Source organism: Sneathiella sp., assembly GCF_002694385.1.
GTDB lineage: Bacteria > Pseudomonadota > Alphaproteobacteria > Sneathiellales > Sneathiellaceae > Sneathiella.
Window position 1 is genome coordinate 83,810 of sequence record NZ_NZMB01000009.1, and the last position, 17,572, is coordinate 101,381.

Consider the following 17,572-nt stretch of genomic DNA (forward strand, 5'->3'; position numbering starts at 1 on the left):
TTGATCATGAAGTCCGGTGGCACAGGTTAAATGCGCGCCAACCACCCCTTCTACAGCAGTCCCGAAACAGACGTTTCGACCCTCTGACAGCATTTATCCGAGAAATTTTTGATAAAATGCTTATATCACATGATATATATGTATAATTGCCTTGTTTCTACTTGTGGCATGTCCCTATATTATGTAATCCCTTGCCCGAAGCGGTACGAAGCCTACTGCAAATGTGAAACGGATATATCATGAACCTGACGCGTTTAACCCATCTCAGACAGCTTGAGGCGGAGAGCATTCATATCTTCCGGGAAGTGGCGGCGGAATTTCAAAATCCCGTCATGCTCTATTCCATCGGCAAGGATTCCGCGGTGCTACTGCATCTGGCGCGCAAGGCTTTCTATCCCTCTCCTGTGCCCTTTCCGCTGCTTCATGTCGACACCACCTGGAAATTCCGCGACATGATTCATTTTCGCGATACCATCGTGAAGGAATATGGGCTGGAACTTCTGATCCATATCAATCAGGAAGGCGTGAAGCGTGGCATCGGCCCCTTCACCCATGGCTCGGCGCTGCATACGGACGTGATGAAGACGGAGGCGCTGAAACAGGCCCTCGACCATTATAAATTTGATGCGGCCTTCGGCGGCGCCCGTCGTGACGAGGAGGCCAGCCGCGCCAAGGAACGGGTTTTTTCCTTCCGCAATGAAAATCACCGTTGGGATCCGAAAAACCAGCGGCCGGAGCTGTGGAATCTTTATAACGGCCGCGTCCGAAAAGGAGAGAGCATCCGCGCCTTCCCCCTCTCCAACTGGACGGAGCTGGATATCTGGCAATATATCTATATGGAGGATATCCCCATCGTGCCGCTCTATTTTGCCGAAAAGCGCCCGGTGGTGGAGCGCGATGGCATGCTGATCATGGTCGATGATGACCGGATGCCGCTTGAACCGGGGGAAACACCGGCGATGAAGTCCATCCGCTTCCGCACCCTTGGCTGTTATCCTCTAACCGGCGCGATTGAATCCACCGCCGCCACATTGCCGGAGATTATTCAGGAAATGCTCGTCGCCCGCACATCCGAACGGCAGGGCCGCCTCATCGACAAGGATCAGGCCGGCTCGATGGAGAAGAAAAAGCAGGAAGGATATTTCTGATGAATGATTTGTCCATGCAGACGGCGGCCGAAATCGACGCCTATCTCAAAACACAGGAACAGAAGAACCTTCTTCGCTTCATCACCTGCGGCAGCGTGGACGATGGCAAGAGCACCTTTATCGGCCGCCTGCTGTGGGATTCGAAACTGCTGTTCGAAGACCAGCTTGCCACTCTGACGGCGGAAAGCAAGCGCATCGGCACCCAGAATGGCGAGATAGACTACGCCCTTCTCCTGGATGGATTGCAGGCGGAGCGTGAACAGGGCATTACTATTGACGTTGCCTATCGCTTCTTCGCCACCGACAAGCGCAAATTCATCGTCGCCGATACGCCGGGGCATGAGCAATATACCCGCAATATGGTGACCGGCGCCTCCACCGCCGATCTTGCCGTCATCCTGATTGACGCGCGAAAAGGTGTGCTCATCCAGACCATGCGGCACAGCTATCTGGTCTCGCTGCTTGGCATCAGGAAAGTGATCCTCGCCATTAATAAGATGGATCTGGTTGATTATGATCAGACTGTTTTCGACAAGATCCGGGCCGATTATCTTACATTCGCTGAAAAACTCGGTTTTGAGGAAATCACCACAATTCCCGTCTCCGCCCTCAATGGGGATAACATGATCGGCGCGAGTGAGGCCATGCCGTGGTATGGCGGCCCGGCGGTTCTGGAGCATCTGGAGACGATCGAAATTGGGCGCGACCGCCTGAACGGCCCGTTCCGCTTTCCCGTGCAATGGGTTAATCGGCCCAATCTCGACTTTCGTGGCTTTTCCGGCACCATCGCCAGCGGGCGCATCCGGGTCGGCGACGCAATCGTCGAGCCTACCTCGGGGCAGAGCAGCAAGATATCCCGCATTGTCACCATGGATGGCGACCTCGAAGAAGCCATTGCCGGCCAGGCGGTAACCCTGACGCTTGCCGATGAAATTGATATCAGCCGCGGCGACATTCTTTGTGAGACGCAAGACCGCCCCTCCTCCGCCGATCAGTTCGAGGCTAAGATCGTATGGATGAACAGCGAACCCATGCTGCCCGGCCGGACCTATCTCCTCAAGCTCGGCACGGGTACCACGGCTGCGCGGATCAGCAACCTGAAATACAAGGTCAATGTCAACACGATGGAGCATACGGCCTCCAAAACGCTGGAACTGAATGAAATCGGCGTCTGCAACGTCACCGTGGACAAGGCGATCACCTTTGATCCTTATATCAAAATCAGTGAAACCGGCGCTTTTATCCTGATTGACCGCTTCAGCAATGCCACTGTTGCCGCCGGAATGATCGACTTCGCGCTGCGCCGGGCGGAGAATATCCACTGGCAGGCCGTTGACATCAACAAGTCAGCGCGGGCGATCCAGAAAGGGCAGAAGGCATCCGTCCTCTGGTTCACCGGACTGTCTGGATCAGGCAAATCGACCATCGCTAACCTGGTGGAAAAGAAACTGCATTCCCTTGGCAAACATACCTATCTGCTGGATGGCGACAATGTCCGTCACGGGCTCAACAAGGATCTCGGCTTTACCGATGCGGATCGGGTGGAGAATATCCGTCGTGTCGGCGAAACGTCAAAACTGATGGTGGATGCGGGACTGATTACGCTTGTCTCCTTCATCTCCCCCTTCCGGAGCGAGCGGCAGATGGCCCGTAATCTGCTGGAGACGGACGAATTTCTGGAGGTCTTCGTTGATACACCGCTTGAGGTTTGCGAAGCGCGGGATATCAAGGGTCTCTATAAAAAGGCGCGTGCCGGCGAGATCAAAAACTTCACCGGCATATCATCGGATTACGAACGGCCGGAAAATGCGGAGATCATCATTGACGGCAGCCGGACAAGCCCGGAAGATGCCGCCGACCAGATCATCGCCGTCTTGGAACAGCGGGGATTTATCTAACGCTCTTGCCCGAATGCGGGAAGATCAGAAATAGAACAGGGCGGTTATGCCGCCCTTTCTTTTATTTCAGAAGTGTCAGCAGATAATCTCCATATCCGCTCTTGCGAAGCGGTTCAGCGAGGGCGACCAGCTCCTCCGCCGTGATGAATTTCTTCTGGTAAGCGATCTCTTCGGGGCAGGCAATTTTAAGGCCCTGCCGTTTCTCAATCGTCTGCACGAACTGCGAGGCTTCCAGCAGATTATCGTGGGTTCCGGTATCGAGCCAGGCACTGCCGCGCCCGAGAAATTCCATATTTAATTGCCCCTGATCAAGATAGAGGCGGTTGAGATCGGTAATTTCCAGCTCCCCGCGGGCACTCGGTTTCAGATGCTTCGCAAAGTCGATCACCTGATTGTCGTAAAAATATAGACCGGTAATGGCGAAGTTGGATTTGGGATTCTTCGGTTTTTCTTCGACCCCGATCACTTTGCCTGTCTCATCAAATTCCGCAACGCCATAGGCAGTCGGATCTGAGACATGATAGCCGAAGATCGTCGCGCCTGTCTCCCGCGCTCTCGCGCTTTTGAGAAGGTCGCTGAAACGGCTGGCATAAAAAATATTATCGCCCAGAATCAGAGCAGAATGATCATCACCGATATGTTCCGCCCCAATAATAAAGGCCTGCGCCAGACCATCGGGCGATGGTTGAGCTGCGTATGAAATATTTAGCCCCCACTGCGAACCGTCTTTCAGGACGCGCTTGAAAACTGCCTGCTCCTCCGGCGTCGTAATGATCAGGATATCGCGGATATCCGCCAGCATCAGGGTCGCCAGCGGGTAATAGATCATGGGCTTGTCATAAACAGGCATCAGCTGTTTGCTGACACCGATTGTCAGCGGGTGCAACCGGCTGCCTGTACCACCTGCGAGAATAATACCTTTATGCGCCATAATCCTGTCTCTACCATTCATGTCAAAGCGTTGCGTTATAGCATATCATGGACGGAACAGGGTTTAAAAACTCTTAAACGGCCTCCCGTTCCTTGGCGCTTTACCTCTGCCCGAACCAGATGTTAAGGATTGGAAGGCAAGCAGCGGCGGGTATGATTGGAACGGGTATGACGGATCAGGCGAACGGGATGACGGCAGATAAGTGGCAGTTCTGGATCGACCGGGGCGGCACCTTCACCGATCTTGTTGCCCGGCGGCCGGATGGCGGGCTTGTCACCCATAAACTGCTGAGTGAAAATCCGGAACAATATGAGGATGCCGCCCTTCAGGGCATTCGCGATCTGCTGGGCGTGACCAAAGGCGACCCCCTCCCCGCAGAGAAAATCGATGCGGTGAAAATGGGCACTACCGTCGCGACAAACGCCCTGCTGGAACGCAAAGGCGAGCCGCTGCTCCTGGTGACCACAAAGGGCTTTCGGGACGCCCTCCGTATCGGGTATCAGACGCGCCCGAAACTCTTCGCGCTGAATATTGAACTGCCGGAAATGCTGTACAGCCGCGTGATCGAGGTGGAAGAGAGGATCGGCGCCCGCGGGGATCTGATCCGGGCCCTTGATGAAGAGGATACCCGCGCCAAGCTTAAGGCCGCCTTTGATGATGGTCTTCGCGCCTGCGCCATTGCCTTCCTGCATGGTTACCGCTTCACCGATCATGAGAAACGCACGGCAGAGATTGCCCGTGAGATCGGCTTTACGCAAGTCTCCACCAGCCACGAGACAAGCCCGCTGATGAAGCTGGTCAGCCGCGGGGATACTACCGTCGTGGATGCCTATCTCTCCCCCATTCTCCGCCGTTATGTCGATCGGGTGGCGTCAGAACTTGGCGATACGCGGCTGATGTTCATGCAATCGAACGGCGGCCTGACCGATGCCCATTTCTTTCAGGGCAAGGATGCCATTCTCTCCGGTCCGGCGGGCGGCGTTGTCGGGATGGTGGAAACCAGCGGTCTCGCGGGGTTTGAGAAGGTGATCGGCTTCGATATGGGCGGCACCTCCACCGATGTGTCGCACTATGCCGGGGGTTATGAGCGCACATTTGAGACGGAAGTCGCCGGGGTGCGCATGCGCGCGCCCATGATGCTGATCCATACGGTGGCGGCGGGCGGCGGCTCCATCCTGCATTTCGATGGGGCGCGTTATCGCGTCGGGCCGGACAGCGCCGGGGCGGATCCAGGCCCCGCCTGCTACCGCAAAGGCGGACCGCTGACCGTCACCGACTGTAACGTCATGCTCGGCAAGCTCTCCCCCGATTATTTCCCACCCGTCTTCGGCCCTGATGCAGATGAACCGCTGGATGTGGAGATTGTCCGCGAAAAATTCCGCGCCCTTGCGGATAAAATCAATGCCGCCACCGGCGACAATCGCAGCCCCGAGGAAGTGGCGCGCGGCTTTCTGTTCATCGCCGTGGAGAATATGGCCAATGCCATCAAGAAGATTTCCACCCAGCGGGGCTATGATGTCTCTGAATATGTGCTGACCTCCTTCGGCGGCGCGGGCGGACAGCATGCCTGCCTGGTCGCCGACAGCCTCGGCATGAAAAAAATCCTGCTGCATCCCTTTGCCGGGGTTCTCTCCGCCTTTGGTATGGGGCTGGCCGATCTGCGGGTCATGAAGGAGCAGGCACTGGAAATAGCCTATGAAAACAAATCACTGGAAACTATTTCAAAGGCACTGGATGACTTAGCGCATAACGGGGAGGAAGAAATGCGGGCGCAGGGAATGCCCGCAAGCCGCATGTCAACAATCCGCCGCCTGCATGTCAAATATCAGGGATCCGACACCGCCATGATCGTAGAGGATGGCGCACCGGAGGAGGTCATCCCGGCTTTTGAAGCCACCCACCGCCAGCGGTTTGGTTTCACCACACCGGAAAAGCCGATGATTGTCGAAGCTGTCGCTGTGGAAGTCATTGGCGCCGCCGAAAAGAACAACGAGGTCACTCCCCGGCCGCAAGATGACAATCTGAAATCGCTTTCCAGCAAATCCGTTTACATGGAAGGAAAATGGCAGGACTGTCCCTTTTATAACCGGGATAATATGCCACTGGATACTAGGGTTGGCGGCCCTGCCGTGATTGTCGAGGCAACCGGCACAACGGTTATAGAACCCGGCTGGCAGGCCGAGAAAACGCTGCGCGGTGACCTGCTGCTGAGCCGTGTCGTCCCCCTCAAACGCGATATGGCTATCGGCACGGAAGTCGATCCTGTCATGCTGGAGATATTCAACAATCTCTTTATGAATGTGGCGGAGCAAATGGGCACCGTCCTTGAAAAGACTGCCTATTCCGTCAATATCAAGGAACGGCTTGATTTTTCCTGCGCGGTGTTCGATCTGAACGGTGATCTTATCGCCAATGCCCCGCATATGCCGGTGCATCTCGGCTCGATGTCGGAGAGTATCAAGGCCGTCATTGCCAAACATGGCAGCACCATGAAGGCAGGCGATGTCTTTGCCTTGAACGCCCCCTATAACGGCGGCACTCACCTGCCCGATGTCACGGTGATCACGCCGGTTTTTGACACCGCCGGCAACGACGTTCTCTTTTATGTGGCAAGCCGTGGGCATCATGCCGACATCGGCGGCACGACACCCGGTTCCATGCCGCCGGATAGTCGCACGGTGGCGGAGGAAGGCGTCATTCTGGATAATGTGCTGCTGGTCGATGGCGGCCAGCTGTGCGAGGCGGAAATCGTCAATATCCTGAAATCCGGACCCTATCCGTCCCGCAATACGGATCAGAATATGGCCGATCTGAAGGCGCAGATCGCCTCCTGTGAAAAAGGCATACAGGAGTTGCGCCGCATGGTCGATCATTTCGGTCTGGAGGTGGTGCATGCCTATATGGGCCATGTTCAGGACAATGCCGAAGAATCCGTCCGCCGGGTTCTGGATGTCCTGAAAAGTGGATCCTTCACCTATGCCATGGATGACGGATATAAGATTTCCGTCAACATCACCATTGATAAGAACGCCCGCAGCGCCTGTATCGACTTCACAGGCAGCAGCGGCCAGCATCCGACCAATTATAACGCCCCGCGCGCTGTCACGACCGCGGCAGTGCTTTATGTATTTCGCTGCCTTGTCGATGGGGATATTCCCCTCAACGCCGGGTGTCTCAAACCGCTTGAAATCATTGTGCCGGAAAAGTCCCTGCTGTCCCCGGAATATCCGGCGGCCGTGGTGGCGGGCAATGTGGAGACATCTCAATGCATTACGGATTGCCTGTTTGGCGCACTGGAAGTGATGGCCGCCGCGCAAGGCACCATGAACAACTTCACCTTCGGGAATGACCGCTATCAATATTATGAAACCATCTGCGGCGGCTCCGGCGCCGGACCTGACTTTGACGGCACCGATGCGGTCCATACCCATATGACCAATTCCCGCCTCACAGACCCGGAGGTGCTGGAATGGCGCTTTCCTGTGCTGCTGGAGAGTTTTGAAATTCGTCATCGATCAGGCGGTAAGGGCCATCATCGGGGCGGCGCGGGCACGCTGCGCAAGATCCGTTTTCTGGAACCGATGACCGCATCGCTACTCTCCAGTCATCGCCGGATCCCACCCTTCGGGCTGCAAGGTGGTGATGACGGGGAAGTCGGCAAGCAGTGGGTCGAACGGCATGATGGCCAGAGGGAGGAACTGGAAGCCCGTTCCTCCACCGAAATGGCGGCAGGCGATCTCTATGTCATCCAGACACCAACGGGCGGCGGGTACGGGAAATAGGTTTATTTCCCGTAAGTTAGCTTCAAAATCTGAAGTTCAGGCTAACTTGCCCGCCGCACCCGGTCATAGGAGATATTGGAAGCCAATAACCTTTCAGCGTCCTCAACCGTGATGCCTTTACGCGCGGCGTAATCCTCCACCTGGTCAATGCCGACATTGCCGACACCGAAATAACGGGCCTCAGGGTGTGAGAAATACAGCCCGGAAACCGAGGAGGCCGGTAACATCGCAAAGCTGTCGGTCAGCGTGATCCCGGCATTTGTCTCCACATCCAGCAGCTTAAACAGCCCGCGCTTTTCCGAATGCTCCGGACAGGCCGGGTAGCCGGGCGCCGGGCGAATACCGCGATATTCCTCACGTATCAGCTCCTCATTCGTGAGGTTTTCCTCTGAAGCATAGCCCCAGAGTTCCTTGCGAACCCGCTCATGCATATATTCCGCGAAAGCTTCCGCCAGACGGTCAGCAAGGGCTTTCAGCATGATATCACTGTAATCATCATGGGTTAGCTTGAATTCTTCGAGCTTTTTCTCGATCCCAAGACCCGACGTTACAGCGAACCCGCCGATATAGTCTTTCAGACCCGACCCTGTCGGCGCGATAAAATCGGCAAGCGAGAAGTTGGCGCGTCCATTGCTCCGCTTCATCTGCTGACGCAGGAAATGAAAACGGTGCCGCTCCACCTTTCGGCTTTCATCCGTGTAAAGGATGACATCATCCCCCTCCCGCGCCGCCGGGAAGAAACCGACAACCGCCCGCGCCTCAAGCCATTTCTCTGAAATTACCTTATCCAGCATGGCCCGGGCATCATTATAAAGCTCCGTTGCCGTTTCCCCGACCACGGCATCGGTGAGGATTTTCGGATAATGCCCGGCCAATTCCCATGTCCGGAAGAAAGGGGTCCAGTCGATATAGTCAACAAGGGCGGCAAGATCGACGTTGAATTCCCGCACCCCTGTGAAACTCGGCACAGGCGGCGTGTAGCCTGACCAGTCAATGGGCGCGGCATTGGCGCGGGCTTCACGGAGCGGGCTCAGCGTATCTTTGCGGGATTTCTTGAGGTAATTCTCCCGCACCGTCTGATATTCCTCCTTGATGCTGGCGACAAGCTCCAGATTGCTGTCCTTACTGGTCAGTTTTGTCGCAATGCCGACGGCGCGGGATGCATCCGTCACATAGATGGTGGAGCCGTCATATTGGGGCGCGATTTTAAGGGCCGTATGCACCTTCGATGTGGTCGCCCCACCAATCAGCAGCGGCAACACAAACTGCTGTCGCTGCATTTCGGCGGCCACCGTCGCCATTTCCTCCAGCGACGGGGTGATCAGCCCGGAAAGTCCGATAATATCTACCTTTTCGGCAATCGCGGTTTCCAGGATTTTTGGATAGGGCACCATTACGCCAAGGTCGATCACTTCAAAGTTGTTACATTGCAGAACAACGCCGACGATATTCTTGCCGATGTCGTGCACATCGCCTTTCACGGTCGCGAGCAGGATCTTGCCCTTGGTCTGGCTCGCGCCCGACTGCTCCTTCTCCGCCTCGATGTATGGCAGCAGGTAGGCAACCGCCTGTTTCATCACACGGGCGCTTTTGACCACCTGCGGCAGGAACATCTTGCCGGAGCCGAACAGATCGCCTACCACATTCATGCCGTCCATCAGCGGCCCCTCGATCACCTGAATGGGGCGCGGGAACTGCTGCCGGGCTTCTTCTGTATCCTCGATAATGAAATCGGAGATGCCTTTGACAAGCGCATGGGTCAATCGCTCCCCGACGCTTCCCTCCCGCCAGGAGAGATCGACAGCACTTCCGCGGGACTGGCCGACAGCTTCCTCTGCCACTTCCAGTAATCGCTCCGTTGCATCTTCCCGCCGATTGAGAACCGCATCTTCAATCCGTTCCCGGATATTCTCCGGGATATCAGAATAAACGGCGAGCTGTCCTGCATTGACAATGCCCATATCCATCCCCGCCTGAATGGCGTGAAAAAGAAAGACGGAATGCATGGACTCGCGCATGGCATTATTCCCGCGCAGGGAAAAGGACATGTTGCTGACCCCGCCACTGATATGCACATGAGGCAATGTGCGTTTTATCTCTTTCGTCGCCTCGATATAATCAACGGAGAAGTTGCGATGTTCATCAATGCCCGTTGCGATGGGAAAGATATTCGGATCAAAAATGATGTCTTCCGGAGGAAAACCAACCACTTCCGTCAAAATCCTGTAGCTGCGTGTGCAGATTTCGACCATCCGCGTCCGGTTGTCCGCCTGCCCATCCTCATCGAAAGCCATGACAACAACGGCGGCGCCGAAACGGCGAATTTCCCGTGCATGGGCAATAAACTCTTCTTCCCCCTCTTTCAGGGAGATTGAATTGACAATGCCCTTGCCCTGAACGGATTTGAGACCCGTTTGCAACACCTCCCATTTGGAGCTGTCGATCATCAACGGCACCCGGCTGATATCCGGCTCTGAGGCAATCAGGTTGAGAAAGGTCTGCATGGCCGACTTCGCGTCCAGCATCGCATCGTCCATATTCACATCGACGATCTGCGCGCCATTAATCACCTGATCGCGGGCAATATCGAGGGCAGTATCATATTGCCCCTCCATCACCAGCTTCTTGAATTTCGCGCTACCAGCCACATTCGTACGCTCACCGACATTGATGAAGCCCACCACATCATCAAGGTAGAGCGGCTCCAGACCGCTCAGGCGGCACATGGGGTCCAGCTCGGGAAGCAATCGCGGCGGAATATTGCCGACCGCTTCGGCGATTGCCTTGATATGATCGGGCCGCGTTCCGCAGCACCCCCCGACAATGTTGACAAGGCCGCTTGTTGCAAATTCCGCCAGCTGCTCCGCCATATATTCCGGCGTATCGTCATATTCCCCAAGCTCATTGGGAAGCCCGGCATTGGGATGAACACTCACGCCCGTATTCGCAATATTGGAAACAGCTTTAATATGCGGACGCAAGTCCTTGGCACCCAAGGCACAATTAAATCCGATACTGATCGGTTCCACATGCGCCATGGACGCCCAGAAGGCCTCTGCCGTCTGCCCCGACAATGTGCGGCCGGAAGCATCCGTAATCGTTCCCGACACCATCACGGGATGCCGGACGCCGGTTTCTTCAAAATAACTCAGGACAGCATAGATGGCCGCCTTGCAGTTGAGGCTGTCAAATACGGTTTCAATAAGGATAATCTGCGCGCCGCCATCCATCAGGCCGCGCAACGCCTCGTCATAGGCGGCCACAAGCTCATCAAAGGTGACATTGCGGTAGCCGGGATCATTAACATCAGGGGAGATGGACGCCGTGCGGTTGGTCGGGCCCAGAACCCCCGCGACAAAGCGCGGCTGTTCGGGTGTTTTCGCGCTCCAGCGATCCGCCACCTGGCGGGCCAGCGCCGCACCCTGCCGGTTCAGTTCATAGACCTCGCTCTGAAGGTCGTAATCAGCCTGCGCAATGGAAGTGGAGTTGAAGGTATTGGTCTCCAGTATGTCCGCGCCGGCCGCCAGAAACTGGTCATGAATGCTCTCAATGATTTCCGGCTTGGTCAGAGTGAGAAGGTCATTGTTTCCCTTCAGATCCTTCACAGCATCCGGATATTTATCACCGCGATAGTCCTCCTCACCAAGACGGAATCCTTGAATCATCGTTCCCATAGCGCCATCCAGCACCATGATTCGATTTTTCAGAATCGCTTCAATTTCGGTGAAGGCTGTTGATTTATTCACTGGTGTCCCCGCCTGCAAATATAAATATATTAGTCTGTTCAGATGCTTTTTTTATGTCGTATTCCAAGTGTATGACACACGGAATAGACAAGGTCAGCCCGGTTGAGCGTATAAAAATGGAACTGCCCCACTCCGGCCCGCTGTAACCGCAGGCATTGCTCCGTTGCCACCATCGCAGCGACCATATTGCGTGTTGCCGGATCCTCATCCAGATCCTCGAACAGATGGGCGAGCCAGGCCGGAACCTGCGCCCCGCACTGTTTGCTGAACTGGCGGACCTTGGCGAAGTTCGTAACCGGCAGAATGCCCGGAACAATCGGAATGGTGATATCATGGGCAAGCGCCCGATCAACAAAGCGCAGATAGGTTTCCGGATCGAAAAAGAACTGTGTGATCGCCCGCGTCGCCCCGGCGTCCATTTTACGTTTCAGATACTCGATATCGGCCAGGCTGGATTTCGCCTCGGGGTGAATTTCGGGATAGCAGCCGACAGAAATTTCGAAATCATGTCGCTTTTTCAGAAATTCGATGAGTTCCACCGATCCGGTGAAGCCGTCTGGGTGCGGCGTAAAATGGCCCTGTCCTTCCGGCGGATCGCCGCGCAGTGCCACAATATGTCGAATGCCACTTTCCCAGTAAAGATCGGCAATCTCCCCGATTTCGCCCTTGCTGGCCCCGACACAAGTCAGATGCGCCGCAGGCTCCAGCTCTGTTTCATTCCGGATGCGGCTAACCAGGGCATGGGTGCGCTCCCGCGTTGAGCCACCTGCCCCATAGGTGACCGAAACAAAGCGCGGGCCCAGCGGTGTCAGGCGCGTCAATGCCTCCCAATGCTTTTCGGCAAGCTTGTCCGTCGTTGGCGGGAAAAACTCAAAGGAAACCTCCACCTTGCTGCGCCCGCCCGCAGCGGACAGCAGGCCTGCTGTGGCGGCGCTCTCGGAAATTCCAGACATAATCATGACGCGATGGCTCCTTTTGACTGACGGCGCACGGCGGGCGCGGCCGTCCAAATATTGACATTGAGCGGGCTACCTTCCAGTACCCGAAAATCTTTTGACTGCAATCCGGCCTCTTCACAAATACGCCAGACGGCATTTTCCGAAAACCCCTTATGGAGATGGGCATGATCCGTGCACAGGCTGTCCAGTTCATGGGGCGCAAAATCAACAACGGCAAGAAGGCCGCCGGGGCGCAGCAGACGGGCAGCCTCGCGGATAGCAGCCGCCGGATCCTCCGCATAATGCAGCACCTGATGGATAACGATGGCGTCTTGTGACTGGCTGGCAAAAGGCAGATTATACATATCGGCAAGGCGGACCTGGCAGTTACGCAAGCCCGCGTCATCAATGGCCGTGCGGGCAAAGGACAGCATCTCCCGGCTGGTGTCCACGCCAATGGCATGGGCGACTGTCGGACCGAACAATTCCAGCATCCGCCCCGTTCCCGTGCCGATATCAAGAAAATCGGTAATCTCGGTGCTGCCCATCAGTTCCAGCAATGCTGCCTCCACCGCCTCCTCCGGCACATGCAGCGAGCGAATTTGCCGCCAGTGAGCCGCATTTTCCCGGAAATATTCTTCTGCCGCGATGGTCCGGGCCTTTTTGACCGCTTCCAGCCGCTCCAGATCGCGCGAGACAGTCGCATCCGTCTCCGGCACCAGATCAACAAGGGTACGCGCCAGCAGCGCTGCCTCGCTCTTGGCGGACAAACGGTAATAAACCCAACTTCCTTCCTGATAGCGATCCAGCAATCCCGCCTCGCACAGCAGTTTCAGATGACGGGAAACACGGGGTTGACTCTGCCCCAGTATCTGGGTCAGTTCACTGACTGTCAGCTCGGAATGGCCACAGAGAACCAACAGCCGAAGCCGTGTTTCCTCCCCCGCCGCACGCAGGCCTTGCAGCAAATTTTCCACAGCAACCTCAAATAAATCATTAATTAAAACGATATAAACATATCCTTATATCTTTGTACAGGATTAATATCGACCGGACAGCGACTTTTTCGCCACACCACGCAAGGATTCTGAATGGCCTGAAAATCACCGACTCGCCATACCTTGTACCTTGTGCTAGGTACGTACACTAGTTGTTCCCTTCGCAGGTGCTTGATTTTGCTTCAAAACTTGGCGGAGAGAAAGAAAATCGGGGGTTAAAGGCTTTGGTAACCGTTATTGAATAGAGTGGCAGTCATTTCCGGTCGCGCAGGTTACTAAGGTGGAAAAGAAAAAATGGGATTGCGTATAAAATCGACATCATTAAAAGCCGGTTTGCTGGCAACGGCGCTGATGGTTAGCGTCAGCGGTTGTGCCACGCCGGAACAGAAGGAAAGCAAGGCGGCAGTGGTCATGTATGACGAAGTCTACGACCCGCTGGAGCCGATGAACCGCTATTTCTTTGATGTGAATTACGCGCTTGACGCATTGCTGCTGCGCCCTGTTGCCGAAATCTATCGCGGCGTTCTTCCCGATGCCGCGCAGGACAGTGTTCGCAATTTCATCACCAACCTGTGGCAGCCCGTTTATTTTATCAATAATGTCCTTCAGGGCGAGATGGATCGCGCCGGTGATAACATGGGCGCCTTCTTTACCAACACCTTCCTTGGAGTTGGCGGCCTGTTTGATGTGGCAAAGCTGGACACCCAGCCCGAAGATATGGGCCAGACGCTGGCCGTTTGGGGCGTGGAGGAAGGTCCTTATCTGGTGTTGCCGGTCTTTGGACCGCGGACAACGCGCGCCGCCGGCGGCGCTGTGGTTGATTATTTCCTCAATCCGGTGAATTACGTCGCGCGTGAACATGACTGGGATTATGTACCGGTCGCACTGTTTGCCGCAGATGGCATTGACGCGCGATCCCGCTCCATTGAGGCGCTGGATGAAATCGAGCGGACCTCTATTGATTTCTATGCAGCTATCCGCAGCCTCTATCGACAGAATCGTAATAACATGATTCTCAACGGTGCCAGCAATTCGACACAATTGCCGGATATGTCATTTGAGGATGATGACAAGCCGGTGCAGAAAAACTAGCTTCACCGGACTAATTTAATCATTATATATTTTGAATATCCAAACCCACTGGGGGTGTTGATATGATGTTGACCAGACGTATGTTTAGCGGGCTGATTGCCGCCGCGGCGCTTATAACCGCCCTTACGGGAGCGCCTGCCCTAGCCGCAGACAAGGAACAGGCCGCCCTCGCCCTTGTTAAAGGCATTGGCGAAAAGGCCGTTGCCACCCTCTCCGATACATCCCTCAGCGATGAACAGAAACAGGAACGTTTCGAACAGTTTCTGGACAGCAGCTTTGATATGGAGCGGATCGGCCGTTTCGTGCTCGGCCAGCACTGGCGGAGCGCAAGCGAGGAACAGCGCAGCGAATTTCTGAAAGTTTTCCGCGACTATATGGTTTCCAGCTATGCCGACAAGATCGGCTCCTATTCCGGTGAAAATCTGGAATTCAAGGAAACAACCTCTCTCAATGATAAGGAGTCGCTGGTCAATTCGCTGATTGTCCGGCCGAACGGCCCGCCCGTAAAGCTCGACTGGCGTGTGCGTCAGGGAGATAATGGTGAAAAAATTGTCGATGTTATCGTTGAGGGTATCAGCATGGCGCAGACACAGCGCTCTGATTTCTCCTCCGTTGTCAACAAGCCTGGTGTCGGCGTGGAAGGTCTGATCACAAGGTTGAAGGAACAGACCGGCTCAGCAAGCTGATCCGGTATCGGCAGCACGGGCAGAGTAACCCCAGATATTAAAAATGCCGCTTCATGAACGCGGCATTTTTTTATGGTTTGCGGGTTATTCCGGCAAACCGGCTGTCAGGCCCGTTCAAAACAATAACCAACAGCACGCACGGTACGGATGAGATCCGATTCTCCCGCTTCATTAAGGGCCTTGCGCAGGCGGCGGATATGGACATCCACCGTACGATCTTCGACATAGACATTCTGCCCCCAGACACCATCGAGAAGCTGATCACGGGTCAACACCCTCCCCGCCCGCTCCATAAAATAGCGCAAGAGCTTGAATTCCGTCGGGCCGAGATGCAACTCCCGGTCTCCACGACGCACCCGGTAAGCCACAAGGTCCAACTCCACATCGGAGACTTTCAGCTTCTCTGCCCCCACATCCGGGTTGCGCCGCCGCAGCAACGCCCGGATGCGGGCCAGCAGTTCAGCCGGCGAGAAGGGTTTCGAAACATAATCATCCGCCCCGACATCAAGGCCGCGCACACGATCCTGCTCTTCCCCGCGGGCCGTAATCATGATGACAGGCAGGCCCGCCTGTTTCGCATCCCGTCGCACCCGGCGGCAGATTTCAATGCCTGAGACGCCCGGCAGCATCCAGTCCAGCAGCAGCAGGTCCGGCTGTTCCTCCTCCAGAGCCAGCAGCCCCTCCTCCCCATCATGGGCGGAGACGACATCGAATCCTTCGCTTTCCAGATTATAACGCAGCAGTTCGACCATGGCCGGTTCGTCTTCAACAATCAGTATCTTCATACTCAAATAACCTCGATCAGCCTTCTTTCGGGTCGATCATGGTGACGCTGGTCTTGTCGCCCTTAGGGCGGGGTTCCTTTGGCATGTCGCCCGTCACCTGATATATAATGATTTCCGCAATATTCGTCATATGATCGCCGATACGTTCGATATTCTTCGCCATGAAGATCAAATGCGTACAGCTCGTAATACTGCGCGGATCCTCCATCATGAAGGTCAGTAGTTCGCGGAACATGCTGTTATAAAGCTGATCCACTTCCTGATCACGCGCCCAGACATCATAGGCGAGCGCCGCATCGGCATTACTGTATGCGGTCAGCGTATCCGCAATCATGCGGCGCACCAACTCGCCCATCCGCGGGATGGATGAAATGGGTGCAATCGCAGGGGCGGAGTTGAGGGCGATGACCCGCTTGGAGATATTCGCCGCATAATCGGCGACACGCTCCAGCAAGGACGCGATCTTCAACCCGGAAATAACGATCCTGAGATCGTCTGCGACGGGGCTGCGAAGCGCCAGCATCTTGATGGCCATATCATCAATGCGATGTTCCAGCGCATCGACGGCCTTGTCGCCTTCAATGGTTTTAAGGGCAAGTTCGGTATTCCGCTCAGCCAGGGATCTTACCGCCGCCTCAAGCTGGGTTTCCGCGATTCCCCCCATCTCGACGATGGCATTCTGCACCCGCGCCAGCTCTTCATCGAAAGATTTCACTATATGTCCGCTACTCATTCTTGAGTCTCCTGTCAGTAAATGACGTATCAGCCGAACCGGCCGGTAATATATCCTTGCGTCCGTTCATCGATCGGGCTGGTAAAAATCTGCTCCGTCGGGCCAGTCTCGACAATCTCACCCAAATGGAAGAAGGCGGTCCGCTGCGACACACGGGCGGCCTGCTGCATGGAATGGGTCACGATGATGATGGTGTAATTCTCTTTCAGCTCGTCAATCAGCTCCTCAACCTTCGCCGTAGCAATCGGGTCAAGCGCCGAACAGGGTTCGTCCATCAGGATGATCTCCGGCCGGACCGCCAGCGCCCGGGCGATACAGAGACGCTGCTGCTGTCCGCCGGAAAGGCCTGTGCCGCTGGAATGCAACCGATCCTGCACTTCTTTCAGCAGCCCGGCCTTTTCAAGGCTGCTGAGAACAATCTCATCCAGCTCGTCCTTATTGGCGGCAAGACCATGAATGCGCGGGCCATAAGCCACATTGTCATAGATGGATTTCGGAAAGGGGTTTGGCTTCTGAAACACCATACCAACGCGAGCACGGAGCAGCACCTCATCCACTTGGGGCCCGTAAATATCAATGCCATCGAGCAGGATTTTCCCAACGACGCGACACCCCTCAACCGTATCATTCATCCGGTTGAGGCAGCGAAGATAGGTGGATTTACCGCAACCTGACGGTCCGATCAGCGCCATGACCTGATGCTTCGGGATATCCAGCGATACCCCGCGCAGTGCATGATTATCGCCATAAAAGACATTCACATCCTGTGTCTCGATGACAATCTCTTCCGCCATGTCGGCATCACTCATCAGATTTGTTTCCGCTTGCATCTGCA

The 17,572-nt window shown here is 55.5% G+C and carries 12 protein-coding genes; 5 read left to right on the forward strand and 7 right to left on the reverse strand.

The genetic code is table 11. From position 1 onward, the window contains the following. The first annotated feature begins 239 nt into the window (after positions 1 to 239). Positions 240 to 1,148, forward strand: a complete 909-nt coding sequence (cysD, locus tag CMN55_RS04205; RefSeq protein ID WP_293948286.1) for a sulfate adenylyltransferase subunit CysD — start codon at positions 240 to 242, stop codon at positions 1,146 to 1,148. Further along, a complete protein-coding gene (gene cysN / locus CMN55_RS04210) occupies positions 1,148 to 3,046 on the forward strand; it encodes a sulfate adenylyltransferase subunit CysN (protein ID WP_293948287.1) in 1,899 nt (632 codons plus the stop codon). The genes cysD and cysN overlap by 1 nt, the downstream gene beginning before the upstream one ends. Positions 3,047 to 3,107: 61 nt before the next feature. On the opposite strand, the gene rfbA is transcribed toward cysN, so the two are convergent. Then, positions 3,108 to 3,977, reverse strand: coding sequence for a glucose-1-phosphate thymidylyltransferase RfbA (gene rfbA / locus CMN55_RS04215; protein ID WP_293948288.1), 870 nt, complete (start codon positions 3,975 to 3,977; stop codon positions 3,108 to 3,110). Between the two features lie 188 nt (positions 3,978 to 4,165). On the opposite strand from rfbA, the gene CMN55_RS04220 reads away from it, so the two are divergent. Next, entirely contained in the window at positions 4,166 to 7,759 is a 3,594-nt protein-coding gene (locus CMN55_RS04220) for a hydantoinase B/oxoprolinase family protein (protein ID WP_293948289.1), read from the forward strand. Between the two features lie 41 nt (positions 7,760 to 7,800). Here the strand turns inward: CMN55_RS04220 and metH are convergent, their stop codons facing one another. Genes metH through CMN55_RS04235 form a run of 3 tightly spaced genes read right to left on the reverse strand, consistent with a single transcriptional unit; the run spans position 7,801 to position 13,420 of the window. Then, entirely contained in the window at positions 7,801 to 11,505 is a 3,705-nt protein-coding gene (metH, locus tag CMN55_RS04225; RefSeq protein WP_293948290.1) for a methionine synthase, read from the reverse strand. Between the two features lie 38 nt (positions 11,506 to 11,543). After that, positions 11,544 to 12,464, reverse strand: coding sequence for a methylenetetrahydrofolate reductase [NAD(P)H] (gene metF / locus CMN55_RS04230; protein WP_293948291.1), 921 nt, complete (start codon positions 12,462 to 12,464; stop codon positions 11,544 to 11,546). Beyond that, entirely contained in the window at positions 12,461 to 13,420 is a 960-nt protein-coding gene (locus CMN55_RS04235) for an ArsR/SmtB family transcription factor (protein WP_293948292.1), read from the reverse strand. The genes metF and CMN55_RS04235 overlap by 4 nt, the downstream gene beginning before the upstream one ends. A gap of 315 nt (positions 13,421 to 13,735) precedes the next feature. Here CMN55_RS04235 and CMN55_RS04240 point away from each other — a divergent pair, with 315 nt between their 5' ends. After that, positions 13,736 to 14,533 carry an MlaA family lipoprotein gene (locus tag CMN55_RS04240; protein WP_293948293.1) on the forward strand — a complete coding sequence of 266 codons (798 nt, stop codon included), beginning with the start codon at positions 13,736 to 13,738 and terminating at the stop codon, positions 14,531 to 14,533. Positions 14,534 to 14,595: 62 nt separating this feature from the next. Beyond that, positions 14,596 to 15,219 (forward strand): MlaC/ttg2D family ABC transporter substrate-binding protein, encoded by a 624-nt coding sequence (locus tag CMN55_RS04245; RefSeq protein WP_293948294.1) that lies wholly within the window; start codon positions 14,596 to 14,598, stop codon positions 15,217 to 15,219. Positions 15,220 to 15,323: 104 nt separating this feature from the next. On the opposite strand, the gene phoB is transcribed toward CMN55_RS04245, so the two are convergent. The 3 genes from phoB to pstB are packed head-to-tail and all read right to left on the reverse strand — an operon-like array spanning position 15,324 to position 17,546. Beyond that, on the reverse strand, positions 15,324 to 16,004 hold the full coding sequence (gene phoB / locus CMN55_RS04250; RefSeq protein WP_366931967.1) for a phosphate regulon transcriptional regulator PhoB: 681 nt from the start codon (positions 16,002 to 16,004) through the stop codon (positions 15,324 to 15,326). Positions 16,005 to 16,020: 16 nt separating this feature from the next. Then, the gene (phoU, locus tag CMN55_RS04255) at positions 16,021 to 16,737 is read right to left on the reverse strand and encodes a phosphate signaling complex protein PhoU (protein ID WP_293948296.1); all 717 of its coding nucleotides are present in this window, start codon (positions 16,735 to 16,737) and stop codon (positions 16,021 to 16,023) included. 29 nt (positions 16,738 to 16,766) lie between these two features. Next, positions 16,767 to 17,546, reverse strand: a complete 780-nt coding sequence (gene pstB, locus CMN55_RS04260) for a phosphate ABC transporter ATP-binding protein PstB (protein WP_293948297.1) — start codon at positions 17,544 to 17,546, stop codon at positions 16,767 to 16,769. Between the last annotated feature and the right edge of the window lie 26 nt (positions 17,547 to 17,572).